The organism is Reyranella soli (genome assembly GCF_007992495.1).
Lineage (GTDB): Bacteria > Pseudomonadota > Alphaproteobacteria > Reyranellales > Reyranellaceae > Reyranella > Reyranella soli.
This window is the reverse complement of sequence record NZ_BKAJ01000122.1, coordinates 1-26,422: the sequence shown is the minus strand read 5'-3', so window position 1 is coordinate 26,422 and position 26,422 is coordinate 1. Positions and strand designations below refer to the sequence as shown.

The following is a 26,422-nucleotide window of genomic DNA, read 5'->3' as shown; positions in this document are numbered from 1 at the left end:
AGCTCGCCGTTCGACAGGTGTCTTGACCGGAGCGAGATCGTTCTCGGAGAAGAGGCAACGACCTGATACGTTGGCCGAAGGCTAACGAGAGAGAAAAATGAAACGATCTGTTGTCGCCGGTCTGGGCCTCTGTCTTCTGGCCGCCTCCGCCGTGGCCCAGCCCATGGGCCAGAACCAGCCGCCCAACCAGTGGGTGATGAACTGCAACTACGAGAAGGGCAAGGACTGCACCGTGTCGGCGATGATCGACGGCGGCCCCAACAACCTTCTGGGCACGTTCCTGATCGTGACCTACTCGGTGGCCTACACCACGCTCACCATCGTGGCCGACGGCGTCGGCTCGAGCGCCAGCATGCAGGTCGACAACTGGCCGTTCGTGTCGACCAGCATCTGCACCGGCGGCGCCTGCTCCTATACCCAGCCCAAGTCGGCCGAATTGCTGCAGACCATGCTCACGGGCTCGTCGATCACCGTCCAGCTCTCGACCCAGGCCGACGGCATGGCGGGCCCGCTCACCAACACACTGCAGGGCTTCGCCAGCCAGTATCAGCGCGCCGTGCGGGCCCAGCAGGGCCGCTGATCAGCCGAGCAGGCTGAGATAGGTCAGGCTGAGCGGCATGTCGCCGCCATTGGTGTAGGCGGAGTAGGTGTGGAACACCTCGCCCGCCGCGCTGCGGGCGAACACGCTGGTGCCGGGCACGTCCTCGCGGTCCATCCGGGTGCGCTCGAAGCCGTAGACCACTTCCTGGCCGACCTGCTCGGGCCGGTAGGCGGCCTGATAGTCGTAGCTGAAGTCGGACGGCTGCGAGGACACCCAGCGGAACTGCCAGCCGCGGCGTCGGCGGTAGTCGTCGATCCTGTCGATCGGCGCGCGTGAGACCGCAGTGAAGGTGGCGTCGTGGCGGGCCAGCTGCTCGTCGAGCCTGTCGAGATGGTTGCCGAGCTGCGAGCAGCCCGGGCAGCCGTCCGTCCATTCCGGCGCGAACATGAAGTGATAGACGATCAGCCGTCCGCGGCCCTCGAACAGATCGCTGAGCGACTGCCGCCCGGCCGGCGTGTCGAAGGCATAGGCCTTGTCGACCGCCGTCCAGGGCAGCGCCCGGCGCCGCTCGACGATCCGCGCCCGCAACTCGGCGAGCTGCTTCTCCTCGGCCAGCAGCGCCTGCCGCGCCGCCAGCCATTCCGCGCCGGAAACGATGTCGTGCTGCATGATCATTCCTCCGGTTCAGGCAAGCATGCCGTAGTTGCCGACAATCGCAGGCTCGGCCGGCTGCGGCGGCTCGGCACAGCGCTCGCGGATGTCCTTCGTGAAGGCGCGGAAGCTCTCGAAGCTCGACAGGGCTGGGCCGCCGTCGTCCGACATCGCGATATGGACGAACGTGTCGTCGGGCAGCCGGAATACGGCATAACGCAGCCCGGCCGGCGACTTGGCTGAAAGTTCGTCGAACACCGCGGCACTCAGGCGCTGGTTCTCGTCGGCCCGTTCGGGCTTGGCGCGATAGCGTACCAGGGTCCATTTCATGGCTGTCTCCTTGGACGTTACTGTCCCGGGAAGACGTCCGGCCGCCGGCAAAGGATTCGCGAAAAAAGTCGAATCCTTTGGCCCGTCCCGAACGTCGTGCTGGCATAAGAGGTGGGTATGACCGACCCCAAAGCAGAGTTCGAGCGCCTGCTGGCCGAGCTGCGGCCACGGCTGCACCGTTACTGCGCCCACATGACGGGCTCGGTGATCGACGGCGAGGACGTCTTGCAGGAGACGCTGATCAAGGCGATCGAGGCCTTCCCGCACACTGGCCCGCTCGCCAATGCCGAGGGCTGGCTGTTCCGCATCGCCCACAACGCGTCTCTGGATTTCCTGCGCCGCCGCGCCCGCCGCGAGGGCGTGCAGGACGGAGAGGAAGAGCTTGAGACGATCGCCGACCCCGACAGTGCGATCGAGCGCCGCCAGGCCGCCGCCGCCAGCCTGCGCATCCTGATGCGCCTGCCGGTAGCCCAGCGCAGCAGTGTCATCCTGATGGACGTGCTTGGCCATTCGCTGGAGGAGATCTCCGAAGTGCTCGAGAGCACGGTGCCCGCGGTGAAAGCCAACCTGCATCGCGGCCGCCAGCGCTTGAGCGAGTTCGCCGCCGAGCCCGACGACCGGCCGCCGCCGGTGCTGGCCGAGGCCGACCGCCAACGGCTTGCCGCCTACGTGGCGCGCTTCAACGCCCGCGATTTCGACGCGCTGCGCGCCCAGCTCGCCGACGAAGTGAAGGTCGAGGTCGTGAACCGCACGCGGCTCAACGGCCGCAGCGAGGTCAGCCGCTACTTCGGCAACTACAGCCAGACCACCGACTGGCATCTCGTCCCGGGGTTGGTCGAAGGGCGGCCGGCAGTCGTGGTGCTCGATCCGGCTGAGCCGGCGGGGCCACCGATCTACTTCATGCTGATCGACTGGGCCGATGGTCGCCTGACCAAGATCCGCGATTTCCGCTATGCCCGTTACGCCGTGGAGGATGCCGAGCTGATCGACTTTCCGTGAACTCAACTGCTTGTGATGACGTGTCCGGGCAACGTCCGGGTGCATGATGCGTTGGCGTCGACGTCTGTCTACAAGGGAGGTAGGGATCATGCGCAGAATGCTGCTTCGCTCCTCGGTCGCCGGCCTGATGGCCGCATCGTTCCTGGCCCTGGCCCCGGCGGCCTTCGCCCAGGCCGTCAACTACAAGGCCGATCTCAAGGCATCGACGCAGGTCCCGCCCAATGACAGCAAGGGCACCGGCGCGCTGACGGCGACCTACGATCCCGCCAGCAAGAAGCTCACCTATACCGTGAACTACAAGGACCTGACGGGTCCCGCGACCGCGGCCCATTTCCACGGCCCGGCCGACGCCAAGACGAATGCCGGCGTCGTCGTTCCGGTGAACGGCGCCGTCACCACCCCGATCAAGGGCGAAGCGACGCTGACCGACGCACAGGCCAAGGACCTCGCCGACGGCAAGTGGTACTTCAACATCCACACCGCCGCGAACAAGGGTGGTGAGATCCGCGGTCAGGTCATGAAGTAGGGGCTCATAGTCTTCTGGACCGCAGCGCGTCCTCGCGCGCTCATGACCATGAGCGCGCGAGGCCACGCGCGGTCCGGAAGAACATGAGCGAGCGGGCGCCCGCTAGCGCTTCCTGCGATACAGGAAACAGTTATCCGCGTTGGGCATCTTGATGCCCTGATAGAAGGTCATTGCCGTCGGCGCCGACAGCAGCAGCGTCGTGGTGACCTCGCCGCCGGCCTGCACCCGCGTCTCCTCGATCAGCCGTTTGCCGATGCCCTGGCCCTGGCAGGCCTTGTCGACGGCGAGGTCGGAGAGATAGCAGCAGAAGCAGAAGTCGGTCAGCGAGCGGGCAAAGCCCACAAGCCGGCCGTCCTGGCGCGCGGTCAGGATCAGGTTGGCATGGGCCAGCATGCGCTCGACACGCCCGCGATCCTCGATCGGCCGGTTGAGGCCCGACTTGCGCACCACATCGATGTACTCGTCGGCGCCGAGATAATCCTCGCGGGCATAGACTGTGTTCATTGGCTCAACCATCTCCTCAGGGCCTCGGTGACTTCCGCCGGTCTCTCCAGCGGGCTCATGTGGCCGCATTCTTCCAGCACGACCAGTCGCGAGTTGGCGATGTCGGCCGCCATCTCCTGGGAGCGCGGCAGCGGCGTCACTTGGTCCTGTCGGCCGACGATCACTACGGTCGGCACGTCGATGTCGACCAGCAGGTGCCGGCTGTCGGCGCGATCGATGATGGCGCGCTGCTCGCGCACGAACCCGTCGGCGCCGATCTCCTGGGCCATGTCGAAGATCGGCTGGGCGATCGCCGCATCGTCGATGTGGCGCTGATGCACGAGCTGCGGCAGCAGGGTGCGCTGCACGCCACGGAAACGGCCGACCTTGGCCTGATCGAGCAGAGCGCGGCGGCGCTTGGTCGATTCGGCCGAGTCGGGCACGGCCTGGGTGTCGATCAGGGCCAGCCGCTCCACCCTGTGCGAGGCGCGGCGCAACATCTCGAAGGCGACGTAGCCGCCCATCGAGAAGCCGCCCAGGGCGAAGGTCGGCGGCGCCATTGCCAGCGCCGCCTCGGCCATCGCGCCCATCGTCTCGTGGTGCCACGGCTCGGGAACGATGCAGTCGGCGATGTCGGACAGGGCCTCGATCTGATGCTCGAAGACGCGGCGCGTGTTGATCAGGCCGGGAAGTAGAACGAGCGTCGTGCGGGGCATCAGAGGGGGCCGAAGGCTAGATCTGGATCTGGTTGCCCAGTTCGATAGCGCGGTTCGGCGGGATGCGGAAGAAGGTCTTGGTGGCCGAGGCCGAGTGCGAGAGCGAGATGAACCAGTCGCGGCGCCATTTGCCGAGCTTGGAATGCTGGCTAGGCACCAGGGTCTCGCGGCCGAGGAAGAAGCTGGTCTCCATCTCGTCGTAGGCGATGCCGTGCGGCCGGCAGGCGCGCAGCGCCTCCGGCACGTCGGGTTGCTCGGTGAAGCCGTAGCGGGCGACCACGGTATGGAACCCCTTGCCCAGCCGCTCGACCTCGACACGGTTGGCCTCGGGCACGCGCGGCACGTCCATGGTCTCGACCTGCAGCATGATGATGCGCTCGTGCAGCACCTTGTTGTGCTTGAGGTTGTGCAGGAAGGCCGCCGGCGTATGGCTGGCATCGGCCGTCAGGAACACCGCGGTGCCGGCGACGCGGTCGGGCGCGCGTTCCATGCGCTCGAGGAACTGGCGCAAGGGCAGGGTGCCCTCGCTCATCTCGGTGGCGACCATGCGGCGGCCCAGCCGCCAGGTGGTGATGGTGAAGTAGACCAGCGACGCCACGACCAGCGGCAGCCAGCCGCCGTCGGGGATCTTCAGCGCGTTGGCGATGAAGAAGGCAAGGTCGGGCACCGCCAGCAGGCCGAACACCAGGGCCGCGACCTGCCAGCGCCACTTCCAGACCAGGATCGCCACGGCCATGGCGAGTGCGGCATCGACCAGCATGGCGCCGGTGACGGCAAGGCCATAGGCGCCGGCGAGCGCGCCCGACGAACCGAAACCCACCACCAGGGCCACCACGCCCATCATCAGGATCCAGTTGACGCGGGGGATGTAGATCTGGCCGATCGTCGTCTCCGACGTGTGCTGGATCGCCATGCGCGGCAGGTAGCCGAGCTGGATCGCCTGGCGGGTCAGCGAGAATACGCCGGTGATGACGGCCTGCGAGGCGATCACCGAGGCGAAGGTCGCGAGCGCCACCAGGAAGATGATGTAGTCCTGCGGCACCAATTCGAAGAAGACCTGCCGGATGAGGGCGGGATTCTCGATGATCAGCGCACCCTGGCCGAAGTAGTTGAGCAGCAGGCCGGGCATCACCAGCGAGAGCCAGGCGGTGCGGATCGGGCGGCGGCCGAAGTGGCCCATGTCGGCGTAGAGCGCCTCGGCGCCGGTGACGGCCAGCACGATCGAGCCGAACGCCCAGAAGATGCCGAGCCCCTGGTCGGCGATCAGGTCGGCGGCATAGAGCGGATTGATCGCCCGCAGCACCGACGGGTTCTTGGCGATCTGCCAGGCGCCCAGCACGCCCAGCACGATGAACCAGACCAGCATCACCGGGCCGAACAGCCGGCCGACGTCGGCAGTGCCGCGCGACTGCAGCATGAACAGCGCCACCAGGATGACCAGCGCAAGCGGCACGACGTACGCCTCGAAGGCCGGCGCCACGGCCGACAGGCCTTCGACGGCCGAGAGTACCGTGACCGCCGGCGTGATAATGGCGTCGCCGTAGAACAAGGCGAGACCGATCACGGCCAGCAGCGTGATGCCGACCCGTATGCGCCGGCCCTTGCCGTTCAGACCATGGGTGCCGAGGGTCGCCAGCGCCAGCACGCCGCCTTCGCCCTTGTTGTCGGCGCGCATGATCAGGGTGACGTACTTGATGGTGACGGTGAGGGTCACCGCCCAGAACAGGGTCGACAGCACCCCAAGCACGTGGTCGGGCGTCGGCGCCAGGCTGGTGTCGTGCAGGAAGGTCTCCCGCAGCGCATAGAGCGGGCTGGTGCCGATGTCGCCGAATACCACCCCCAGCGCGCCGACGATCAGCGCAGCCCTGGCCTTGCCGTGGTCATGGGAGGGGTGGGCAGCGTCGGTGACGGTCGACGGGCTGGTACTGTCAGGGGCCATAAAGCTCAAACGCCGCCATGGTGGCGGCGGCGCGACGGTGTGCGCCCCCGCCTTTCGCCTGTCAACGCGCCAAATACAGAGCTGTTGCGGCAAAAATGCTTGACCTTTGCACGGGCCGTGCTGAGCGTTCAGGGGACGGGCTCAGGGGCAGCCAGCTATGGCCATGGAACTCTGCATCAACGGCAAGTTCACGACCGATCCGTCGGCCGACGATATCGGCCGGGCGTTCGACGGCGCGCCCCACCCCCAGGGCTGGTATGTCGTCCTCGACGATGAGGACGACGGCTCCAATATCGAGGTGACGGCCCGGCCCGAGGGCACCTATGACGTGACGGCCGACGATGGGCATCGCGAGGGCCATCCCGCCCGGCCGTTCACTGCCGAACAGGCGACAGCCGTCCTGCTGCGCTATTGCGCGCGCGAGCCCGGCTGGCGAGAGGTCTTCACCTGGGACCGCGAGGCCGACGAGGAGGAAGAAGAGTCGCGGCCTGCCGCGAAGCGGCGGTCGTCCGAACCTCCGACCTGGGCGGTGGCGATTGTGGTCGGTTCGATCGCGCTTGTGGTCCTTGCCGGCCTTGTGCGCCAATGGGTGCCGTTCGGCAATTCCGACTACTTCTGGATCGGCCTGATCTTCCTGCCCATGGTCGTGCTGTTCGTGGTCGCGGTCGCCAACAAAATGCTGGAAGTGCGGCGTGCCGCGGGCTGGTCGACGGCGGTCGGGCGCATCGTGAAGAGTGGCACCGCGGCGGAGCACCACCGCTTCGCGGGCGAGACCACGACGGTGAAGACAATGCCGGCCGTGGAATACGAGTTCTCTGTCGGCGGCCGCAAGATACGCGGCGACCGCATCAGCGTCGGCGAGGATTCAGGGGGCGCCAACACCGAGGCGACACTGCGCCGCTATACTGTTGGTGCGGCGGTCACCGTCTACTACGACCCGGCCAACCCGAAGAACTGCGTGCTCGAACGCGGCGTGCCCGAAGGCGTTGGCAAGGGGCTGGCGATCCTGGTCGGCGGCGTGATCGTCTTTGTGGGCATCGTCTATTGGCTCGTAACGGCTGCGCCGCACCTCATCGAGCAGCACTATCCGCACGCCAACACGCCCGTTGTCATCTTCGCGGCCGCCTTTGGGCTGCTCGTGCTACTGTTCTTCATCGCCAGCTGGCGCCTGTCGCGCCGGGCGGCCGACTGGCCGCTGGTGCGCGGCTCCGTGCTCAGCAGCGGCACCGAGCGCATCGAAAATCGCTCCGACGGGCGGACGACGGTCACCTACGCGCCTGCGGTCGAGTATGGTTACCGCGTGAACGACGTCGACTACGTCGGTCGCCAGGTCAAGCTCGGTGTGACCATGTCGGCGAGCGAATCCTATGCCGCCGGCGTCTCCGCCCGCTATCCCAAGGGTGCGGTCGTCGACGTCCACTACGATCCCGCCAATCCGACCAACGCCGCATTGGAAAATCCAACGGGAACACGCTGGCTTCTGCTGGTCGTTGCCATCGCTCTCTTCGCCCTTGCCGTCCAACAGGCCGGCGTCTTTTCATAGGGTCGCCATGAATGCGCCACCTCTCGCCCTCGCCGACGTCAGCAGCCCCACGCTCTATCGCGACGATACCTGGCGCGAGCATTTCGCGGCGATGCGCCGCGACGATCCGGTCCATCGCCACGCCGACAGCCCGTACGGGCCCTACTGGTCGGTGACGCGCTACGCCGACATCATGAAGGTCGAGCTCGACCACGCGACCTACTCTTCGGCCTCGGAGATGGGCGGCATCCAGATCGCCGACCAGCCCAAGGGCCAGGAGCTGCCCAACTTCATCCGCATGGACCCGCCGCGCCACACCGCGCAGCGCAAGACGGTGGCGCCGATCGTGGCGCCGACCAACCTCGCCAACATGGAAGGCCTGATCCGCGAGCGCACGGCGGCGGTGCTCGACGGCCTGCCGCGCAACCAGACCTTCGACTGGGTCGATCGCGTCTCGACCGAGCTCACGGCGCTGATGCTGGCGACGCTGTTCGATTTCCCGCAGGCGGAGCGGCGCAAGCTGACGCACTGGTCGGACGTCGCCATCGCCAACATCGAGGCGGCCGACGCCGTGGTGAAGAGCGAGGCTGAGCGCATGGCCGAGCTCACGACGATGGCCGAGACCATGGCCGCGCTGTGGAAAGAACGCGCTGCCCAGCCGCCCAAGTTCGACCTGATCTCGATGATGGCGCACGCCGAGGCCACCAAGGCGATGCCGATGCGCGAGTTCATCGGCAACTTCGGGCTGCTGATCGTGGGCGGCAACGACACGACGCGCAATTCGATGACCGGCGGCCTGATGGCGATGCGCGAGAGCCCGGCCGAGCTCGCCAAGGTCAAGGCCGATCCGAAACTGATCGACAGCCTGGTGTCGGAGGTCATCCGCTGGCAGACGCCGGTGATCCACATGCGGCGCACCGCGACGCGCGATTGCGAGCTGGCCGGCCGCACCATCCGGCAGGGCGACAAGGTCGTGATGTGGTACGTCTCGGGCAATCGCGACGAGACCGCGATCGAGGAGCCCGAGCGCTTCATCGTCGGCCGGCCGCGGCCGCGCCATCACCTGTCGTTCGGCGCGGGTATCCACCGCTGCGTCGGCGACCGTTTGGCCGAGATGCAGCTGAAGATCCTGTGGCAGGAGATGCTTTTGCGCGACCTCGACGTCGAGATCGTCGGGCCACCGGTCAGGCTCTACTCGAATTTCATCCGCGGCATCCGCTCATTGCCGGTGGTGATCAGGGCGTAGCTTGGGGGCGCGCCACTGGAGTGGCGCGCCCCCAGCTATCCCTTCTTCACCGTCGCCAAACCCGCCGCAAACGCCTGCTGCAGCAGCCACACATCACCGGCAATCGAAACGAAGTCGTAACCCATCGCCGCGAACTCGGCGCCCTGCTTGGCGTCGACCGCCAAGCGGCCCGCAGACTTGCCGTGCTTCTTCGCGGCGGCGATCGTCGCCTGCTCGGCCTTGGCGAAATCGGAATGATCGAACGCGCCCGGCTCGCCCAGCGCCACCGAGAGATCGTTGTGGCCGAGCCACAGCATGTCGACACCGGGCATCGCCGCGATCTCGTCGGCCGCCGCGGCGCCGCGCGGATCCTCGACCTGCAGGATGATGGCGGTGCGCGCATTCTGCTCGGCGAAGCGCGGCACCAATGGCTCGGCGCGCATGGCGAAGCGCTCGTGCGCCAGGCCCAGTGCCACGCCGCGCGTGCCGTCGGGCCAGTACTTGGCGGCATCCAGCACCGCCTTGGCCTGCTCGACCGACGACACGATGGGCACCATGACGCCGTCCGCGCCGGTGTCGAGTGCACGCGATATGTGATGGCGCTGCTGGCTCGGCACGCGCACCACCAGCGGTAGCCCTGCGGCCTGGCAGTACCGCACTACCTGGCGGACGGTATCGAATCCGAAACCAGTGTGCTCCATGTCGAGCACCGCAAAGTCCGCACCCGCCGCCTTGAGGATCTGACCGATGCCCGGTGTCGCGAATTCGAAGAGGAACGTGCCGACTTTCGTCTGTGAAGTCCCTACAAGCGATCGGAGATTGTCTGCCGGCATTGTGATTCCCCCATTGTGGCGGCGATGCTAGAGCACATTCCGCCCGGCTGGAATCAGCCGAGCGGAATGTGCCCTGTGAAGCCAACATCACCGTTGCGCGATTTTCTGATCGGATGGAACCGGGACGGTTCCATCCGATCAGAAAACGCTCTAGCGTCCGCCGTCCACGACGACCACCCAACTCAAGGGAGTTAGCCATGAAGCTCTATTACATGCCCGGCGCCTGCTCGATCGGCATCCACGTTCTCCTCGAGGAGATCGGCAAGCCGTACGATCTGCAGAAGATCGACGGCGCCAAGCAGGAGCAGTACGGCCCCGACTTCGTGAAGATCAATCCGAAGTCCAAGGTGCCGACGCTGGTGAAGGACGACGGCTCGGTGCTGACCGAGTTCCCGGCGATCGCCACCTGGCTCGCGCGCAAGAATCCCGACAAGGGCCTGCTGCCCAGCGATCCCGACAGCGAGGCGAAGGTCCTCGAGGCGTTGGACTACGTCGTCTCGACCATGCACATGCAGGGCTTCTCGCGCATGTTCCGTCCGGCCAACTACGCGCCGAGCGAGGCCGATCACGACACGGTCAAGGCGCGCGGCAAGGAGATCATGGAGAAGGGCCTCGCCATCATGGACAAGGCGCTCGAGGGCAAGGAGTACGTCGCCGGCCAGTTCTCGATCGCCGACGCCGCTCTGTTCTACGTCGAGTTCTGGGCCGCGGCGCGCATGAAGATGACGCTGCCCAAGAACTGCGCCGCCCACTACGAGCGCATGAAGAATCGCCCGGCCGTGAAGCGCACGATCGAGCAGGAAGGCCTCGCCGCGGCGGTCTGATTTCTCGTCGCGGCTCGCGACCTTACAACTGTCTGCGTGGCGGCTCGACGGCGTCTCGGCCGTTGACCGCCCGCAGGATGCGCCCGGTAATCGGTTGATGTCCGCGGCGCTGCTCTACGGCCTGGTCATCCTGTCGGCGATCGCCAACGCCGTCTGGAATGCCTTGATGAAGTCGGCCGGCGATCGCGTCCTGACGATGGTGGCGATCCGGACGGTGGGATTGCTGTTCGGCCTGGTTGCCTTGCCATTCGTCGATTGGCCCGCGCCCGAGAGCTGGAAGTGGCTGGCTCTCACCGCCGCGGTGATGTTCGCCTACTACGCTCTTCTGATTCGCTCGTACGGTGTCGGCGACATGAGCGTCGTTTACCCGCTGGCGCGCGGCCTGGCGCCGATGCTGACCACGATCGCCGCTTTCTTCGCGATCGGCGAGACGCTGGGCCTGGGCCAGGTCGCGGCGGTCGCAATGATCTCGCTCGGCATCATGGCCCTTTCCTTCGGCGCCGGCGCCAGTGGCGGCGCGGTGGGCTTTGCCCTGGCGACCGGCGTCTCGGTCGCCACCTACAGCTCCTTCGCCGGGTTGGGCGTGCGCACCGCCGGCACGGTGCTGGGCTTTCAGGCGTGTCTGGAGATCGTCACGGGCTTGGGCATGCTTTGCTATGGCATCACCGTTCGGCACGCCGCCGTCCTGGCCTACGCCCGACGTTACGGCGCGCTGGGGCTGCTGACAGGCGCGGTGTCCGTGGTGGGTTTCCTCGCCTATCTCGTCGCAGCCCAGCACCTGCCGCTCGGGCCGGTAACGGCTTTGCGCGAAACCAGCGTGATCTTTGGCACGGTGCTGGGCACGGTCGTCCTGAAGGAGGGCTTTGGCCCGCGCCGCGTTGCTGCGGCGCTGCTGGTGACGGCCGGGATCATGCTTCTCGCCATCACGCGCTGAGGTAATCTTGGCCATGTCATTGCCCGCCTCGCTGAAAAGTCGCCTCGGTCTGCCGCTGATCGCAGCCCCGATGTTCCTGGTGTCCGGGCCGGCGCTGGTGAAGGCCGCGTGCCGCGCCGGCGTCATCGGTTCGTTCCCTACCGCGAACTGTCGCACCGTAGAAGAACTCGACCGCTGGCTGGCCGACATGGCCGACGACTTGAAGCGTGCTGCCGACGAGACCGGCAAGCCCACGGCACCTCTTTGCCCCAACCTGATCGTGCATCGCTCCAACACGCGCGTGCCCGACGATCTCGCTGCCGTCCTGCGCCACAAGGTCGAGATCGTCATCACCAGCGTCGGCTCGCCCGAGCCGGTGCTGAAGCCGCTCAAGGACGCGGGCTGCCTGGTGCTGGCCGACGTCGCTTCCGTGCGCCACGCCGAGAAGGCCGTCGCCGCCGGCGTCGACGGCCTGGTGCTGCTGACGGCAGGCGCCGGCGGCCAGACCGGCTGGGTCAATCCGTTCGCCTTCGTGCGCGCGGTGCGGAAATTCTGGGACGGCATCGTCGTCATGGCAGGCGGCATGGCCGACGGCCAGGCGATCGCCGCGGCCGAGACGCTGGGCTGCGATCTCGCCTACATGGGCACCAAGTTCATCGCCACGCGCGAGAGCCTGGCCAAGGACGGCTACAAGGAAATGTTGGTGAAGAGCCGGCTCGACGACGTGCTGCTGACCCGCGCCTTCACCGGGCTCGAGACCAACATGCTGCGACCGTCGATCGCTGCCGCCGGCCTCGATCCCGACAACCTGCCGATGCGCGGTTCGATCGATATCGCGAAGGACATCAACGCGGCGGAACGCGATAAGCCGGATGCCAAACGATGGAAGGACATCTGGAGCGCCGGTCACTCCGTGTCGGGCGTGGCCGACATCCCGTCGGTCGCCGAGCTGATCGCGCGCACGGCTGCGGAATACGAAATAGCTCGTCATCCCGAGCGAAGCCGCCCATAGGCGGCGCAGTCGAGGGATCTTCTTTCGACGATATGCGGCTTGTTGTGGAGAGAAGGTCCCTCCACTCCGCGCTTCGCGCTCCGGTCGGGACGACGGAAATCAGTGCAGCGCGTATAGCCCGTTGGAGAAGCGGAACTCGGCCGGCTTGATCAGCTGGGCGTTGGCCACCCGCACGCGGTGCACCTTGCCGTCGAGATTGTGTTCCCAGAAGTCGAGGAACTTGGTGAGGGCGGGAAACCTCGGCGCCAGATCCAGGTTCTGCCATACGAAACTCTGCAGGACATGCCGGTGATCTGGCATCCAATAGAGGATTTCGGCGGTCGTCAGGCGATAGTTGTTGAGCTGCGCAGTAAAACTACGGTCCATCGAGCACTCCTTGACACAACGCTCGTAAGGGAATAGTCACGCACGCTTAACAAAAATCCAAGAAAATTCGTTTCACATCAAGGCATTAGCAGCACTCCCTTGAGATTGCTGCTAATGCGAAGTGACTTTGTTCCCGCGCCTTGACTCATTCCGTCCACACCCCTAAATCGCAGGCGCGTTGGCACTCACCACAGGAGAGTGCTGATAGCAGTCCTTTCCGTCGCGGCTGCCTAGCCGCGCAGGTTCAACCAGGGATATTGGAGGAAGAAGCATGAAGTTCCGTCCGCTTCACGATCGCGTCGTGGTCAAGCGCGTCGCGGAGGAAGAGAAGACCAAGGGCGGCATCATCATTCCGGATACGGCCAAGGAAAAGCCGATGGAAGGCGAAGTCGTCGCCGTCGGCCCGGGCGCCCGGGATGAGAAGGGTGCGCTGGTCGCTCCCGACGTCAAGGCAGGTGATCGCATCCTGTTCGGCAAGTGGTCCGGCACCGAGGTCAAGCTCGACGGCGTCGAGTATCTGATCATGAAGGAGAGCGACATCATGGGAATCCTCGAGGGTTCCGCCGCGGCCGCCAAGAAGGCCGCCTGATCGCTCCGCCATCCAGACAACACACTCAATCCAACCAAGAGGGATAAGCAATGGCAGCCAAGGAAGTCCGCTTTAGCGGCGATGCCCGTCAGCGCATGCTGCGCGGCGTCGACATTCTCGCCGACGCGGTCAAGGTGACGCTGGGTCCGAAGGGCCGCAACGTCGTGCTCGACAAGAGCTTCGGTGCGCCGCGCATCACCAAGGACGGCGTCACCGTCGCCAAGGAGATCGAGCTCGCCGACAAATTCGAGAACATGGGCGCCCAGATGGTGCGCGAAGTGGCCTCGAAGACCAACGACATCGCCGGCGACGGCACGACGACGGCGACCGTGCTCGCCCAGGCGATCGTGCGCGAGGGCGTGAAGTCGGTTGCGGCCGGCATGAACCCGATGGACCTCAAGCGCGGCATCGACCTCGCCGTCGACGCGGCGGTCGAGGACATCAAGGCCCGCGCCAAGAAGATCACGGGCTCCGACGAGGTCGCCCAGGTCGGCACCATCTCGGCCAACGGCGACAAGTCGATCGGCAAGATGATCGCCGAGGCGATGAAGAAGGTCGGCAACGAGGGCGTGATCACGGTCGAAGAGGCCAAGAGCCTCGACACCGAGCTCGACGTCGTCGAAGGCATGCAGTTCGATCGCGGCTATCTCTCGCCGTACTTCATCACCAACGCCGACAAGATGATCGCCGAGCTCGACAGCCCGTACATCCTGCTGTTCGAGAAGAAGCTCTCGGGCCTGCAGGCGATGCTGCCGGTGCTCGAGGCGGTCGTGCAGTCGGGCAAGCCGCTGCTGATCGTGGCCGAGGACGTCGAGGGCGAGGCCCTGGCCACCCTGGTCGTCAACAAGCTGCGCGGCGGGCTGAAGATCGCTGCCGTCAAGGCGCCGGGCTTCGGTGATCGCCGCAAGGCGATGCTCGAGGACATGGCGGTCCTGACCGGCGGTCAGCTGATCTCCGAGGACCTCGGCATCAAGCTCGAGAACGTGACGCTCGACATGCTCGGCAAGGCCAAGAAGGTCATCGTCGAGAAGGAGAACACCACGATCGTCGACGGCTCAGGCAAGAAGGTCGACCTCGAGGGCCGCATCTCGCAGATCAAGGCGCAGATCGAGGAGACCACCTCGGACTACGACCGCGAGAAGCTCCAGGAGCGCCTGGCCAAGCTCGCCGGCGGTGTCGCCATCATCAAGGTGGGCGGCGCGACCGAGGTCGAGGTCAAGGAGAAGAAGGACCGCGTTGACGACGCCATGCACGCCACCAAGGCGGCCGTGGAAGAGGGCGTGGTCGCGGGCGGCGGTGCGGCTCTGCTGTACGCCATCCGTGCGCTCGACAAGCTGCGCTCGGCCAATGACGACCAGAAGGTCGGCATCGAGATCGTGCGCCGCGCGCTGCAGTCGCCGGTCCGCCAGATCGCCGAGAACGCCGGCTTCGACGGCGCGGTGGTTGCGGGCAAGATGCTCGACCAGAAGGACGCCAACTTCGGCTTCGACGCCCAGAAGGGTGACTATGTCGACATGATCAAGTCCGGCATCATCGATCCGGTCAAGGTCGTGCGCACCGCCCTGCAGGACGCCGCTTCGGTGGCCGGTCTGCTGGTGACGACCGAAGCCATGGTCGCCGAGAAGCCTGAGAAGAAGGCGCCGGCCGGCATGCCGCCGGGCGGCGGCATGGGCGGCGACATGGACTTCTAAGTCCAGTCGACGACAGATGTTACGGAAGGGCCGGGGAGCAATCCCCGGCCTTTTCTTTGTCCGGATGCCGGCCGCGACGAGGCCCGATAGCCTGCGCGCCGACGGGAGATGGCGATGCGAAGCTTGTTGACGGTCGTCGGTATGCTTTGCCTTGTCGGCACGACTTCCGAGGCCAATGCGCAGCATTCGGCAGCGGACTTCAGGGCGAGCGAGCATCTAATCCTGGAGTGCATCGCGTCGGCGGAGAAGGAGCAGCTCCGGACGGGTACGGAAGCGACGCGCCGGTGTATCGGCCAGGAGACTCGTCGCTGCGTGGACACGACGGATCTCGATTCCAGAGCCCATCAGGCGATGTACTGCGCCTCGGCCGAGGGACAAGCGTGGGCGGCAATCCTCGACAGGGAGTACGCCTCGCTGCGTCGGCAGGCCGCCAAGTGGGACGAGGCGGCCGCGAAGCTCCCCTTCAATCCGCCGCTCGAAGCAGCGCTCCCTCTTCTGGGAGAGGCGCATCAGGCGTGGCTGGCCGGGGAGGCGGATTGCGCGTTCGCGGCTGCCCAGGTTGGTCCAGGAACGGACCGGATCATTCAGCCCGCCCGTTGCCAGCGAGACAGGACGGCGGAGCGCGCGCTGCTCTATCGACGCGGCTTCGTCTATTGAGAGGCGTGGCCACGTACCCGATTTCCGTGAAAGGCGTGCTGATCGATCGCGGCCGCGTCCTGCTGTTGCTCAACGAGCGCGACGAATGGGATCTACCGGGCGGGCGGCCCGATCCGGGTGAGGATCATCCCACGGCACTCGAACGCGAGGTGCGCGAAGAGGCAGGGCTCAGTGTCGAGGTCGGTGCGGCGCTCGACGAGCATCTGTTCGAGGTCCTTCCCAGCCGCTTCGTGCGCATCCTGCCGTTCGTCTGCCGCCTGGTCGGCAACGATGCCGTCGTGCTCAGCCACGAGCATCTGGAGACACGCTGGCTTGCCCTCGACGACCTCGGTGACAGCGTCGCGGGCCACAGGCTGCCGGGCTGCTACCTGGCGGCGATCCGCCAGGCTGCCTGCCAGCCGCGATCGCCGAGCGACCGCGTCGTCTGAACCTTCAGGAACCGGTCGTGCGCCGCGGCCGCGCCCAACCATAGTTCGTTCCAGGCATCGAAGGCTTTCAGCGGATCAGGCAGCGACAACTCCCGCACCGCACGCCAGCCGTCCTGTCTCACCGTCACCGCGCCATCGGCTTCCGAGGTTTCGACCTCCTCGCCCTCTGCCGCCAGCACGGCCGCCAGCCAACGCGCGAAGTCGCGGGCGCTTTGCAGGTCGCCGCGCTCGACGTCGGTCGGCAGCCCCATGTCGCGCGCCGTCTCCTCATGGAACTGCAGGCCGACCAGGCGCGCCACGCGGCCGAGCTCTATCTGCGCGTCGGCGGGTCCTAAAAGCTCCTGCAGCGTCGGCAGCATGGTGCGCAGATATTCCAGGGCATAGGCGCGGAAGGTGCGCTGCCGGCGCTCCTCGGGCCAGTTCGCCGTCTCGAGCTTGGGCTGCGCCGCCCAATCGACGCGCGGCATCTCTTCCTTGCCGTAGGCGAAGCGCACGCGCTCCTCTTCCTTGAGCGGCCGGCCGTAATCGAAATAGTAGCCTTCGAGGCCCGGCATGCCGTCGACCGTCATGCCGGTGCAGACGAAGCCAAGGCCCGGATTGCCGAGCGACACGCCGTTGTGGCCGTGCCAGCCGTGCAGCATCGCTGCCGACACCGCATGCGGCACGGCCGCGATCGCCGTGCCGCGCCAGATCCAGCGCGGCGGCGGATAGCGCACCCAGGCCTTCCTGTCGCTTTCGCGCAGGTAGCCCGTCTTCACGCCGCCCAGCGCATTCGAATGATAGTGATAGAGCGCACAGGCCGGCGCGTCGGGCACGCCGGCGATGCCGAGCTTCTGCAAGCCAGGCAAGAACTTCTCGAGGTGCTGCCGGCGGAAATGGCGAAAGACATATTCCCGCGCGGTGTCCTCACCACGCCGCGTGACCAGCCCCAGGATCAGGGCGGTCATCAGTGCGTTGTAGAGAGTGCCGACCGCGCGATACGCGGCCGTATCAGCCCCAGAATCAGCCACTGTGGCCGTCGACGAGGATCGCCTTGGACTTGCCGGCCTTGAGCCGCATCTCGAGCACGGGCTTGTATTCCGGCGACTCGTAGAACTTCTCCGCCGCCTCGTAGCTCGGGAATTCCAGCACCACGACGCGCGGCGGCGTCCAGCCACCTTCGAGCGTGCGCGTCTTGCCGCCGCGCACGATGAACTTGCCGCCGAACTTGGCGACCAGCCCCGGCGTGTGCTTGCGGTATTCGGCCATCAGGGCCTCGTCGGTCGTCTCGACCTCGACGATCATGTAAGCGGGCATGGCATCCTCCTCGATCAACCGGTTTCCATCGGCAGGCTGGCGTCGTTGGACCATTCCTGCATTGAGTTGTCATACACCGAGACGTTCTTGTGGCCGAGCAGAGCCGTCAGCACGAAGGCGTCGAGCGTGGCGGCGATGCCGCCGCCGCAATAGACCAGCACGCGCTTGTCCGGTGCCGCGCCGACGCCTTCGAAGGCGGCGCGCAATTCGGCGATCGGCTTCAGGGTCTTGTCCGGTCCGAACAGGCTCGCTGCCGGCACGCATGACGATCCCGCGATGCGTCCGGCGCGTCCGTAGACGACGCCGCCTGTGCCCTTGTGCTGGTCGTGGCTGAGCGCATTCAGCGTCAGCGTGTCGGTCTTGCCGATGGCCGCCTTGATCGCCTCCTTGTCGACGAAGATCTCGGGCCGTCCGCGCAAGGTGAGTGTCGCGGCCGGATAGCGCGTGACGGCGGTGCTGAGCGGCCGGCCTTCGGCCTTCCACTTGTCGAGCCCGCCATCGAGGATCGCCGCGTCGTCGAAGCCGATGGCGCGCAGCATCCACCAGACGCGCGTCGCCCAGTTCGGCGAGGCATGGCTGTACAGCACCACGAAGGTGCCATGCCCGATGCCCTTGGCCGCGAAGGCGGTGGTGAGCGCGCCCAGCGACGGCATGGTGAAGCGCAGCTTGGAGTCCGGCTCGGATATCTCACCGGCGATGTCGAGGAAGGCGGCGCCCGGGATATGGCCCTGGTCGTAGTTGGCGCGGCCGCTTTCGACGTTGTAGCCGCCCTCGGGCCGGGGGCGCAGATAGGTCGTGCAGTCGAAGAGGCGAAGGCCCGGCGCGTCCATGCGGCGCGCGAGCTCTTCGGTCGATATCAACGCCGCGGAATGGCCGGCCATGTCGCTCTCCCGAAAAATGGGAGGCGACTTTATCTCTCACCCCGAGCGAAGCGAAGCGAAGTCGAGGGGCCTCGTCGCGCTGTAGACCCTTCGGCTGCGCTCAGGGTGACGGGCTTCGCCCGTCAAATGGTCTTCTGCGGCAGCGGCGGAACGGCGACGCTGCCCGACGGCGTCGTCGCCGCAGGAGCGGCGGCCGGCGGGGCGCTGAGCTGGCCGACGTCGGGCTGCTTGGGCGCGGCCGGCGTCGTCGTGCTCTTCTTGGTCTTCTTGGCCGTCGTGGCCGACGCCTTGGTCGTCGTGGTCTTGCTGGCGCTGCTCACCTTCTTGAGGCAGGAGCTGCGCGAGCTGGACGTCTTCAGGCTCTGGCAGTAGGCCGCCGTGCCGGGCTTGGGCTTGGCGGTCGGAACCGGGGCCGGAGCTGCCGGCGCCGTCGTGCTGTCTTCCGGGGTCTGGGCGTAGGACGGGGCGGCAAGGGCGACAGCCGCCAAAGCGGCCATGCTGGCGATCAACAGACGCATTTTCGATCTCTCCCGGGCCGCTGGCGGAGGGGACGGGTGCGGCCTCGTTATGGTGCCGAAATATTATGGGATTTGTGTTATTTATGTCAATTTCCTAATGAGTTACAAGAACTGAAATTGAAGGCGCTGGCAGCCCCGTGCAGGCCATTCTCAACGTCGCTTTGCCGATCTTCGGCGTCATCCTGGCGGGGTATCTGGCCGGCCGCTGGCGCATCCTGGGCGGGGAATCGACCGCCGCCCTGAACGCCTTCGTGAGCTATTTCGCCCTGCCGGTGCTGTTTTTCGGCACTTTGGCGCGCACCCCGGTGGCCGCCGTGCTCGACCCGGCCCTGATGCTGGGCTTCGGCGTCGTCGTCCTGGCGACCTTCCTGCTCGGCATGGCGACGACCCGGCTGGTCTCGCGAGTGACGGGCAAGGGGGGTGGCTTGGCCGCCATGAGCCTGCAGGGCATCGCCGCCTCTTGGGGCAATGTCGGCTACATGGGCGTGCCACTCTGCTTGGCGGCATTCGGCGAGGGCGGACTGCCGCCCGCCATGCTGACAGTGATCGTGACCGCCATCGTCGCCATGGTGATCGGCGTCATGCTGATCGAGCTCGAGGTGGCGGCGGGGCACGGGCCGCTTAGGACCTTCCTGCGCGCGGCGTTCAACGTGGCGCGCAATCCGCTGCCCGTGTCGATCGCGCTGGGCATCGTGGTGTCCGCGGTCGGCCTGCCGATTCCGACGCCGGTCGAGAAGTGGCTCGACCTTTTGGGCGCGGCGGCGGCACCCTGTGCGCTGTTCGCCATCGGCCTCTTCCTGTCGGACAAGTCGATCAGGAGCGGGCTTGCCGAGGCGGGATGCGCCACAGTGATCAAGCTCCTGCTGCAGCCGCTTGCGGCGTGGCTGGTGCTGCCGCTGTTCATTGACCTAACATCCGTGCCGGGCAAGGTGGCGCTGCTGATGGCGGCCCTGCCGACGGCGGCCAACGCCTTCGTGCTGGCCAAGCAGTTCGACATTGCGGTCGAGCAGAATTCAGCGTCAGTTCTGCTGTCGACGGCCTTCTCGGTGATCACCGTTTCTGCTTTGCTCGTGCTGCTTCGCGTGTCCTGACGACCGACGACCGGTCCAACCGACGGAGGGTGGAGATGCTCCAGGAATTCAAGAAATTCGCGATGCGCGGCAGCGTCGTCGATCTCGCCATCGGCGTCATCATCGGCGCCGCCTTCGGCAAGATCATCGATTCGATGGTCAACGACATCATGATGCCGATCATCGGCCGCGTCTTCGGCGGGCTCGACTTCACCAACTACTTCATCGGCCTCACCTCGGCGTCGAGCCAGGCCACGAATTACGACGCCGCCAAGAAAGCTGGCGCCACCCTGGGCTACGGCCAGTTCATCACCGTGACGGTGAACTTCATCATCATCGCCTGGATCCTGTTCCTGGTGATCAGAGGCATGAACCGCCTGTTCCAGCAGGAAGCTGCCGCCCCGCCGCCGCCCGCGCCACCGACCAAGGAGCAGGAGCTGCTGACGGAGATCCGCGATCTCCTGAAGGCGAGGGCTTAGTTCTTTGGAGCGCGGACCTCCAGGTCCGCTCATGTTCTTTCGGACCGCGAGCTTCCAGCTCGCTCATGAATCATGAGCGAGCTGGAAGCTCGCGGTCCGGAAGACGAAGAGCATGAGCGGACCTGGAGGTCCGCGCTCCGGAGCGTTATGCCGCCAGCCGCTCGCCGACAATGGCATCGAGCCGCCGCGCCAGGCCGTCCGAGATCCGCGTCAACGGCAGGCGGCACTCCGGCGAAGCGATCAGGCCCTGACGCCACAACAGGTACTTGATCGGCATCGGATTGGCCTCGGCGAACAGCAGCGGCACCAGGGGCGCGAGCGGCGCCCACGCGGCACGCGCGCCAACGATGTCGTTGGCAGCGAAGCGCCGCCCGACTTCGACGAAGCGTTCGGTCATGACATGGCTCGCCGCCAGGATGCCGCCCTCGGCGCCGTTGGCCATCATGGTGAAGTAGAGCGCGTCCTCGCCGGTCAGCACCGAGAAGTCGTTGGGCTTGCGCGCCAGCAGCTCGAGTGACTGGGCGATGCTGCCCGAGCTGTCCTTCACGCCCACGATGTTCTTCACCTCGGCAAGCTCGATCAGCGAATCGTTGGCGAGATTCACCGCCGTGCGATAGGGGATGTTGTAGATCAGCACGTCACGGTCGGTCGCCGCGGCGACGGCGCGGAAATGCGCCAGGAGCCCGTCCTGGCTCGGCCGGTTGTAGTAGGGGCAGACCGAGACGATGCCCTCGAAGGCATGGCGTTCCAGGCGCTTCAGCTCCTTCTCGACCTTGGCGGTGGCGTTGCCGCCGACGCCCACGAACACCGGCACGCGGCCGGCCACCGTCGCCACGGTGCGCTCGACCAGTTCGTCGATCTCCACCGCATCGAGGGCCGGCGATTCGCCCGTGGTGCCGAGCGGGAACACTCCGTCGATGCCGGACGCCAGGTAGTGCTCGATCAGCCGCTCGTAGCTCTTGAAGTCGACGGCGCCATCCTTGAACGGCGTCACGATGGGCAGCCAAAGACCTGTGATCATTCGTCGTCCTCCGATCGCAGATGACGGTAAGAGCAGATCTGCTATAATGAAAACGAATGTTTTAGATATGATCGTTCAGTATCCGTTATGAGAAGAGACCTCGACATCTCCCTGATCCGCGCCTTCGTCGGCGTCGTCGATGCCGACGGCGTCACCGCCGCCGCTTCGGCGCTGGGCGTCAGCCAGGCTGCCGCCAGCCAGCAGATCAAGCGGCTGGAGGAGGCGCTCGACTGCCGGCTGTTCGAACGCCGGGGCCGCAAGCTCGCCTTGGCGCCGGCGGGCGAGAGGTTGCTTGCCCAGGCGCGGCGCCTGCTGGCGTTGAACGACGAGGTGTGGTCGGCCATGCGCACGCCTTCGTTCGAGGGCGAGGTGCGGCTCGGCGTGCCCTACGACATCATCGGCAGCTTCGTGCCGCCGATCCTGCGCCGCTTCGCCAAGGCGCAGCCGCGCGTGCGCGTCAGCCTGGTGTGCGAGGATTCGCGCGTCGTGCGCGACGAGCTGCGCAAGGGCGCCGTCGATCTCGCGCTCACCACCGAGACCGACTGCGGCCGCCACGGCGAGACGCTGCGCACCGACCGGCTGGTCTGGGTCGGCGCATCGGGCGGCGAGGCCCATCTGCGCGATCCACTGCCGGTGTCGCTGGGCGCGCCGACCTGCGTGTTCCGTCCCGTCGCCGTAGAGGCGCTGGGCCGCCTGCGGCGCGACTGGCGCGCGGTCTGCGAGGTGAGCCGACTCGAGCCGGTCTATGCCGCGATCGAGGCGGGGCTGGCGGTGGCGCCGCTGCTGCGCTCCTCGGTGCCGCCGCGCTTCGAGATCTTCGACGGCAAGGCCGCACGCGAGGCGCGCCTGCCGCCGCTGCCCGAGTTCCGCATCAATCTCTACGCACCGCCCGGCCTGTCGCCCGCCGCGCGCGATCTCGCCGACCACGTGCGCGCGAGCTTTGCGTTGCGGTAGTCCTCATGCTCTTCCGGACCGCGCGCTTTTAGCGCGCTCAAGCTCATGAGCGCGCTGGAAGCGCGCGGTCCGGAAGAACATGACGCGAAACGCCCTACACAATTGATACGATCGTTTGCTGTCATGGCGGAGCCTGTGAAACTATCATCCGGGCATGCGATTTCTTCTCGGATGGACGGTCAAGCTCGGCTTCCTGGCCGTCGTCTGTCTCACCATGACAGGCAATCTGAAGGTCCAGCTGCCTGAGACGGTGATGGGCTTCGAGGTGCCGCCGGTGGCCCGCCAGTGGGTCAATCGCAATGCGCAGGTCAGCGACATCGCGAATCAGACCCAGGCCAACCTCGAGCAGATTTCCGACAGCTTGAAGTAATCGCGCCAGTGTTTTGAGGGGGCGTCGATGGACCCGGGCCGCGATCTTCGGATCGCGATCCGGGTCCTTCTTTTTCCGACCTGGCTCATCGCGCGACCAACGGACCGCTGCCGATTGATCTGGGTCAAGGCAGGCTGTGAGGTGATTGCTCAGGCTTTCATGGATGACGTCGCCGGAACCGCTGCACGATATCGCCCACCTCGGCTCGGTCGAGCTTCTGACGCCACAGCTCGAGAAGAGCCTGTGGTATTTCCGCGATCTCCTGGGGATGGAGGTCGTCCAGCGCACGGCCGCCGCCGCCTGGCTGCGCGGCTATGGCGACTATGCCGCCAGCACGCTGAAGCTCAGCCAGGCGCCGTCGCCGGGCGTCGGCGGCATTGCCTGGCGGGCGACAAGTCCGGCAGCGCTGGAACGCCGCGCCGCGGCACTGCAGGAGGTGGGTTTGGGCATCGGCTGGACCAACGGCGACTTCGGCCGCGGCCGATCCTTCCGCTTCCGCGATCCCGACGGCCATCACATGGAGATCTATTTCGAGGAACAGCGCTACGAAGCCGCGGAAGGCCTGCGCTCGGCCCTGAAGAACCAGCCGCAGAAATACACCGGCCGGGGCGTCGGCGTGCGTCGTACCGACCATCTGGCGCTCCTGGCGTCGGACGTCGCCACCAATCGCCGCTTCGCCCAGGAACTGCTCGGCTTCCAACTGCGCGAGCAGGTCGTCTTCGACGACGGCAAGAACGAGATCGGCTCGTGGATGAGCCCCAACGCCATTCACCACCAGCTCGCCTATGTCGCCGACGTGAAGGGTGGGCACGGTCGCCTGCATCACTTCTCGCTGTGGGTCGACAATCGCGAGGACGTGCTGCGCGCTGCCGATATCCTCGTCGAGAACGGCGTCTTCATCGAGGCCGGCCCGTCGAAGCACAACAACTCGCAGGGCTTCTATCTGTATTCCTACGAGCCCGGCGGCAACCGCGTAGAGATCTACTCGGGCAGCTACCTCGTGCTGGCACCCGACTGGCGGCCGGTGACCTGGAACGAGCGCGAGCGCGGTACCGGTACCTATTGGGGCGCCGCCCTGCCGGAGAGCTTCATCCAGTACGGAACGCCCGACATCGCCGGCGAGGCTCAGACGCCGGCACCCGACCTGTCGATCTTCTACTGATCGAGGCGTATGGTCAGCGCGGCGGCAGCAGCTTCTTGGCCTGCATCTCGGCGAAGGCCTTCCGGAACATCATCTCGGTGTCCATCACCTCGCAGAAGCCCGCCTGCATCAGCTTGATGGTCGAGACGATGGCGGGCGGACCGGGCCGGTCGCGGCCGTAGCCCATCGTGTAGTCGGCATATTCGAACGAAAGGCCGACGAACTCCTTGAGCGTGCCCGACGTCAGCCCGTGCGCCGCGCGGATCTCGGCCCATGCCGCCTCCTGCGGACGGATCTCGCTGTCGAGGCGGAGCGGCACATGCTCGCCCGGCTCGAAGCCCAGCGCATCGGCGATGGCGGGCCACACATTTGGCCAGACGAAGACGTCGCCATTGGTGACGTTGAAGATCTCGTTGCGCGCCTTCGTCGACTCGCCCGACCAGGCGATGGCGCGCGCCAGCAGGTCGGCATCGACCGCCTGTGCCACGCGGCCGACGCCGCCGGGATAGTCGAGCCTAGTCTTGCTGGCGCGCCGCATCATCGCGGCGTAGGCGCCGAGGGCGGGGATCACGTTCATGGCGCTGCCGACGGAATCGCCCACGATCAGCACCGGCCGCAGGATCGACCAGCTCCACGCCTTGCCCGCCAGTTCCGCTTTACTTTGGGCCTCGCGCAGGTAGCGCTCCTGGTTCCAATAGAAGTTCGGCTGCTCGTGCATCTCCGAGCGGTTCTCGCGCGCCGGCACGGTGAGCGGCCGGACATGCACGCCGTAAGCTTTGGTGCCCTGCAGCAGGGCGACGTGGCGCAACGACGATGCCTGCTCCAGAGGCCCCAGAAGGTTGCGCAGCATCAGGTCGTTGGTGCGGATCTGCTCGTCTTCCTGCCAACCCGCGACCAGCCCCGGCCGCTCGTAGAGCGCGGCGTAGACCAGATGGGTGATGGCGCCGAGCCCGGAGACGAGGCTCGCACAGGCTGCAGCGTCGGTAAGGTCGAGCGGATGCCATCGCGCTCCGAAAGTCTCGTCCGGCTGGCGACGCGAGAGGGCGATCACCTCGCAGTCCTTCTGCGAGCCGAAGTGCTTCAGGGCGGCATAGCCGACAAGACCGGTTGCGCCGGCAATCAGGACCCTTTTGGACGGCATGATTCGGTCATACCATGGCCGCCTGTCGAGGAGGACCGATGGAATTCGGAATGTTCCACGAGTTTCAGGCGCTGCCCGGCGAGACCGCCCAGCAGTCCTTCGCCAATTCGCTTGCGCAGGTTGATGCCGCCGAAGAGTGGGGCCTCGACGCGATGTGGCTCGCCGAGCTGCACTTCGCGCCCGAGCGCTCGGTGCTCTCCTCGCCGATGATGATCGCCGCGACGATCGCCCAGCGCACCGAGCGCATGAAGATCGGCACGGCCGTGCAGGTGCTGCCGCTCTGCCATCCGCTGCGGCTGGCCGAGGAGGTCGCCACTGTCGACCAGCTGAGCAAAGGCCGCCTGATCTTCGGTGTCGGCCGCTCGGGCTTCGCCCATACCTACAAGACCTACGGCGTCGACTACGGCGAAAGCCGCGAACGCTTCTCCGAGACGCTGCATATCCTGAAGCGTGCCTTCACCGAGGAACGCTTCAGCCATTCGGGCAAGTACTTCACCTACGAGAACGTCCGGCTGGCGCCCAAGTCCCTGCAGCAGCCCTGGCCCGAGATCCGTGTCGCCGCGGCGAGCCCCGACACCTACGTCGAGGTGGCCGAGCTCGGCCATCCGATCTTCGTCGCCGCGCGTACCGGCAACATCTCCGAGCTGGCACCGCTGGTGAAGACTTATCGCGAGGCCTGGAAGAAGGCAGGTCATCCCGGCGAGGGCGAGGTCTATCTGCGCGTGCCGGTCTACGTCGCCGACACCGACGAGAAGGCACGCGAGGAGCCGCGCGAGAGCGTCATGCATCTGCTGCGCTATATCGGCGATCGACTGGCCGCCTCGGCCAGCGCCTCGGGCGCGCGTGCCATCGAGAATCGCGCCGAGCGCGGCGCCAAGATGCAGAACATCGACTACGAGGAAGTTCTGCGCGAGCGCATGATCGTCGGCAGGCCCGAGCGTGTCATCGACCGCCTGGAAGAGTTGCGCGCCGTGCTCGGCCTCAATGGCATTCTGGCCGAGCTCAACCCGGGCAGTCTCATTCCGCACGCCCAGGTGCTGGAGGCGCTGCGGCTGCTCTGTCAGGAGGTCATGCCGCGCTTCAAGTGAGGGACGACGACGTGCAACGCCTTCTCCAGTTCGCCATCGTTGCCCTTGTCGGCTTGGTGGGGGCGTGTGCTGACAAGTACACGCCCTATACCTTCAAGGAGTTTCCCGGCTACGCGCCGCCGAGCCCCAGGGAACCTGCCGATCCGCATCGAACTCCCCAAGGCTACGTCCCGTGATGACGTCGCCACTCTGTGGCGCTCATGTTCTTGCCGGAGCGC

Annotated in this window: 32 protein-coding genes; 19 read left to right on the top strand and 13 right to left on the bottom strand. The window is 66.4% G+C overall.

Annotation, left to right across the window (positions count from 1 at the left end):
* The first annotated feature begins 97 nt into the window (after positions 1–97).
* The gene (locus RSO01_RS31850) at positions 98–580 is read left to right on the top strand and encodes a hypothetical protein (protein WP_147154596.1); all 483 of its coding nucleotides are present in this window, start codon (positions 98–100) and stop codon (positions 578–580) included.
* On the opposite strand, the gene RSO01_RS31845 is transcribed toward RSO01_RS31850, so the two are convergent.
* Positions 581–1,210, bottom strand: a complete 630-nt coding sequence (locus tag RSO01_RS31845; RefSeq protein ID WP_170303511.1) for a DUF899 family protein — start codon at positions 1,208–1,210, stop codon at positions 581–583.
* A 15-nt stretch (positions 1,211–1,225) separates the two neighbouring features.
* Entirely contained in the window at positions 1,226–1,522 is a 297-nt protein-coding gene (locus RSO01_RS31840; protein ID WP_147154594.1) for a hypothetical protein, read from the bottom strand.
* Between the two features lie 117 nt (positions 1,523–1,639).
* Here RSO01_RS31840 and RSO01_RS31835 point away from each other — a divergent pair, with 117 nt between their 5' ends.
* A complete protein-coding gene (locus RSO01_RS31835) occupies positions 1,640–2,521 on the top strand; it encodes a sigma-70 family RNA polymerase sigma factor (protein WP_147154593.1) in 882 nt (293 codons plus the stop codon).
* An 88-nt stretch (positions 2,522–2,609) separates the two neighbouring features.
* A complete protein-coding gene (locus tag RSO01_RS31830) occupies positions 2,610–3,047 on the top strand; it encodes a CHRD domain-containing protein (RefSeq protein ID WP_147154592.1) in 438 nt (145 codons plus the stop codon).
* Between the two features lie 102 nt (positions 3,048–3,149).
* Here the strand turns inward: RSO01_RS31830 and RSO01_RS31825 are convergent, their stop codons facing one another.
* The 3 genes from RSO01_RS31825 to RSO01_RS31815 are packed head-to-tail and all read right to left on the bottom strand — an operon-like array spanning position 3,150 to position 6,185.
* On the bottom strand, positions 3,150–3,551 hold the full coding sequence (locus RSO01_RS31825) for a GNAT family N-acetyltransferase (protein ID WP_147154591.1): 402 nt from the start codon (positions 3,549–3,551) through the stop codon (positions 3,150–3,152).
* Positions 3,548–4,246 carry an alpha/beta fold hydrolase gene (locus tag RSO01_RS31820; RefSeq protein WP_147154590.1) on the bottom strand — a complete coding sequence of 233 codons (699 nt, stop codon included), beginning with the start codon at positions 4,244–4,246 and terminating at the stop codon, positions 3,548–3,550. Before RSO01_RS31820 ends, RSO01_RS31825 begins: the two co-directional genes overlap by 4 nt.
* Positions 4,247–4,262: 16 nt before the next feature.
* Positions 4,263–6,185, bottom strand: coding sequence for a potassium transporter Kup (locus RSO01_RS31815; RefSeq protein ID WP_147154589.1), 1,923 nt, complete (start codon positions 6,183–6,185; stop codon positions 4,263–4,265).
* Positions 6,186–6,342: 157 nt separating this feature from the next.
* Between RSO01_RS31815 and RSO01_RS31810 the strand changes: the two genes are divergently transcribed.
* Together RSO01_RS31810 and RSO01_RS31805 are read left to right on the top strand one after the other, a co-directional pair.
* Positions 6,343–7,728 carry a DUF3592 domain-containing protein gene (locus tag RSO01_RS31810; RefSeq protein ID WP_147154588.1) on the top strand — a complete coding sequence of 462 codons (1,386 nt, stop codon included), beginning with the start codon at positions 6,343–6,345 and terminating at the stop codon, positions 7,726–7,728.
* Between the two features lie 7 nt (positions 7,729–7,735).
* Positions 7,736–8,953 (top strand): cytochrome P450, encoded by a 1,218-nt coding sequence (locus RSO01_RS31805; RefSeq protein WP_147154587.1) that lies wholly within the window; start codon positions 7,736–7,738, stop codon positions 8,951–8,953.
* A gap of 35 nt (positions 8,954–8,988) precedes the next feature.
* Here the strand turns inward: RSO01_RS31805 and RSO01_RS31800 are convergent, their stop codons facing one another.
* Positions 8,989–9,765 carry an HpcH/HpaI aldolase family protein gene (locus RSO01_RS31800; RefSeq protein ID WP_147154586.1) on the bottom strand — a complete coding sequence of 259 codons (777 nt, stop codon included), beginning with the start codon at positions 9,763–9,765 and terminating at the stop codon, positions 8,989–8,991.
* Positions 9,766–9,962: 197 nt separating this feature from the next.
* Between RSO01_RS31800 and RSO01_RS31795 the strand changes: the two genes are divergently transcribed.
* The 3 genes from RSO01_RS31795 (at position 9,963) to RSO01_RS31785 (ending at position 12,514) form a co-directional block, all read left to right on the top strand.
* The gene (locus RSO01_RS31795; protein WP_147154585.1) at positions 9,963–10,589 is read left to right on the top strand and encodes a glutathione S-transferase family protein; all 627 of its coding nucleotides are present in this window, start codon (positions 9,963–9,965) and stop codon (positions 10,587–10,589) included.
* A 97-nt stretch (positions 10,590–10,686) separates the two neighbouring features.
* Positions 10,687–11,523 carry a DMT family transporter gene (locus RSO01_RS31790; protein ID WP_147154584.1) on the top strand — a complete coding sequence of 279 codons (837 nt, stop codon included), beginning with the start codon at positions 10,687–10,689 and terminating at the stop codon, positions 11,521–11,523.
* A gap of 13 nt (positions 11,524–11,536) precedes the next feature.
* Entirely contained in the window at positions 11,537–12,514 is a 978-nt protein-coding gene (locus RSO01_RS31785; RefSeq protein WP_147154583.1) for an NAD(P)H-dependent flavin oxidoreductase, read from the top strand.
* 99 nt (positions 12,515–12,613) lie between these two features.
* Here the strand turns inward: RSO01_RS31785 and RSO01_RS31780 are convergent, their stop codons facing one another.
* Positions 12,614–12,880, bottom strand: coding sequence for an usg protein (locus RSO01_RS31780; RefSeq protein WP_147154582.1), 267 nt, complete (start codon positions 12,878–12,880; stop codon positions 12,614–12,616).
* A 271-nt stretch (positions 12,881–13,151) separates the two neighbouring features.
* Here RSO01_RS31780 and groES point away from each other — a divergent pair, with 271 nt between their 5' ends.
* The 4 genes from groES to RSO01_RS31760 all read left to right on the top strand — a co-directional run bounded on the left by groES (position 13,152) and on the right by RSO01_RS31760 (position 16,245).
* Positions 13,152–13,469: a co-chaperone GroES gene (gene groES / locus RSO01_RS31775; RefSeq protein WP_147154581.1), complete on the top strand. Its 318-nt coding sequence runs from the start codon at positions 13,152–13,154 to the stop codon at positions 13,467–13,469.
* A 50-nt stretch (positions 13,470–13,519) separates the two neighbouring features.
* Positions 13,520–15,160: a chaperonin GroEL gene (groL, locus tag RSO01_RS31770; RefSeq protein WP_147154580.1), complete on the top strand. Its 1,641-nt coding sequence runs from the start codon at positions 13,520–13,522 to the stop codon at positions 15,158–15,160.
* 114 nt (positions 15,161–15,274) lie between these two features.
* Positions 15,275–15,817, top strand: coding sequence for a lysozyme inhibitor LprI family protein (locus RSO01_RS31765; protein ID WP_170303510.1), 543 nt, complete (start codon positions 15,275–15,277; stop codon positions 15,815–15,817).
* A 5-nt stretch (positions 15,818–15,822) separates the two neighbouring features.
* Entirely contained in the window at positions 15,823–16,245 is a 423-nt protein-coding gene (locus RSO01_RS31760) for an NUDIX hydrolase (RefSeq protein ID WP_170303509.1), read from the top strand.
* Here RSO01_RS31760 and RSO01_RS31755 read toward each other — a convergent pair.
* The 4 genes from RSO01_RS31755 to RSO01_RS31740 all read right to left on the bottom strand — a co-directional run bounded on the left by RSO01_RS31755 (position 16,182) and on the right by RSO01_RS31740 (position 18,940).
* Positions 16,182–17,192, bottom strand: coding sequence for a hypothetical protein (locus tag RSO01_RS31755; protein ID WP_246158960.1), 1,011 nt, complete (start codon positions 17,190–17,192; stop codon positions 16,182–16,184). The genes RSO01_RS31760 and RSO01_RS31755 overlap by 64 nt on opposite strands.
* Positions 17,193–17,247: 55 nt before the next feature.
* On the bottom strand, positions 17,248–17,541 hold the full coding sequence (locus RSO01_RS31750; RefSeq protein ID WP_147154576.1) for a DUF1330 domain-containing protein: 294 nt from the start codon (positions 17,539–17,541) through the stop codon (positions 17,248–17,250).
* A 14-nt stretch (positions 17,542–17,555) separates the two neighbouring features.
* Positions 17,556–18,422: a sulfurtransferase gene (locus RSO01_RS31745; RefSeq protein ID WP_147154575.1), complete on the bottom strand. Its 867-nt coding sequence runs from the start codon at positions 18,420–18,422 to the stop codon at positions 17,556–17,558.
* 122 nt (positions 18,423–18,544) lie between these two features.
* Positions 18,545–18,940, bottom strand: coding sequence for a hypothetical protein (locus RSO01_RS31740; protein WP_147154574.1), 396 nt, complete (start codon positions 18,938–18,940; stop codon positions 18,545–18,547).
* Between the two features lie 137 nt (positions 18,941–19,077).
* Between RSO01_RS31740 and RSO01_RS31735 the strand changes: the two genes are divergently transcribed.
* On the top strand, positions 19,078–20,031 hold the full coding sequence (locus tag RSO01_RS31735) for an AEC family transporter (RefSeq protein ID WP_147154573.1): 954 nt from the start codon (positions 19,078–19,080) through the stop codon (positions 20,029–20,031).
* Between the two features lie 35 nt (positions 20,032–20,066).
* Positions 20,067–20,489 carry a large conductance mechanosensitive channel protein MscL gene (gene mscL, locus RSO01_RS31730; protein WP_147154572.1) on the top strand — a complete coding sequence of 141 codons (423 nt, stop codon included), beginning with the start codon at positions 20,067–20,069 and terminating at the stop codon, positions 20,487–20,489.
* A 145-nt stretch (positions 20,490–20,634) separates the two neighbouring features.
* On the opposite strand, the gene dapA is transcribed toward mscL, so the two are convergent.
* Positions 20,635–21,510: a 4-hydroxy-tetrahydrodipicolinate synthase gene (gene dapA / locus RSO01_RS31725; protein ID WP_147154571.1), complete on the bottom strand. Its 876-nt coding sequence runs from the start codon at positions 21,508–21,510 to the stop codon at positions 20,635–20,637.
* An 87-nt stretch (positions 21,511–21,597) separates the two neighbouring features.
* Here dapA and RSO01_RS31720 point away from each other — a divergent pair, with 87 nt between their 5' ends.
* From RSO01_RS31720 to RSO01_RS31710, 3 genes are all read left to right on the top strand, one after another.
* Complete coding sequence (locus RSO01_RS31720) at positions 21,598–22,464, top strand: LysR family transcriptional regulator (protein WP_147154570.1); 867 nt, start codon at positions 21,598–21,600, stop codon at positions 22,462–22,464.
* Positions 22,465–22,618: 154 nt separating this feature from the next.
* The gene (locus RSO01_RS31715) at positions 22,619–22,834 is read left to right on the top strand and encodes a hypothetical protein (RefSeq protein ID WP_147154569.1); all 216 of its coding nucleotides are present in this window, start codon (positions 22,619–22,621) and stop codon (positions 22,832–22,834) included.
* A gap of 163 nt (positions 22,835–22,997) precedes the next feature.
* A complete protein-coding gene (locus RSO01_RS31710) occupies positions 22,998–23,996 on the top strand; it encodes a VOC family protein (protein ID WP_147154568.1) in 999 nt (332 codons plus the stop codon).
* Positions 23,997–24,009: 13 nt separating this feature from the next.
* On the opposite strand, the gene RSO01_RS31705 is transcribed toward RSO01_RS31710, so the two are convergent.
* Positions 24,010–25,116: an NAD-dependent epimerase/dehydratase family protein gene (locus RSO01_RS31705; protein WP_147154567.1), complete on the bottom strand. Its 1,107-nt coding sequence runs from the start codon at positions 25,114–25,116 to the stop codon at positions 24,010–24,012.
* A gap of 38 nt (positions 25,117–25,154) precedes the next feature.
* Between RSO01_RS31705 and RSO01_RS31700 the strand changes: the two genes are divergently transcribed.
* Complete coding sequence (locus RSO01_RS31700; protein WP_170303508.1) at positions 25,155–26,204, top strand: LLM class flavin-dependent oxidoreductase; 1,050 nt, start codon at positions 25,155–25,157, stop codon at positions 26,202–26,204.
* Positions 26,205–26,215: 11 nt separating this feature from the next.
* Positions 26,216–26,380 carry a hypothetical protein gene (locus tag RSO01_RS47710; RefSeq protein ID WP_170303507.1) on the top strand — a complete coding sequence of 55 codons (165 nt, stop codon included), beginning with the start codon at positions 26,216–26,218 and terminating at the stop codon, positions 26,378–26,380.
* Positions 26,381–26,422 lie beyond the last annotated feature (42 nt).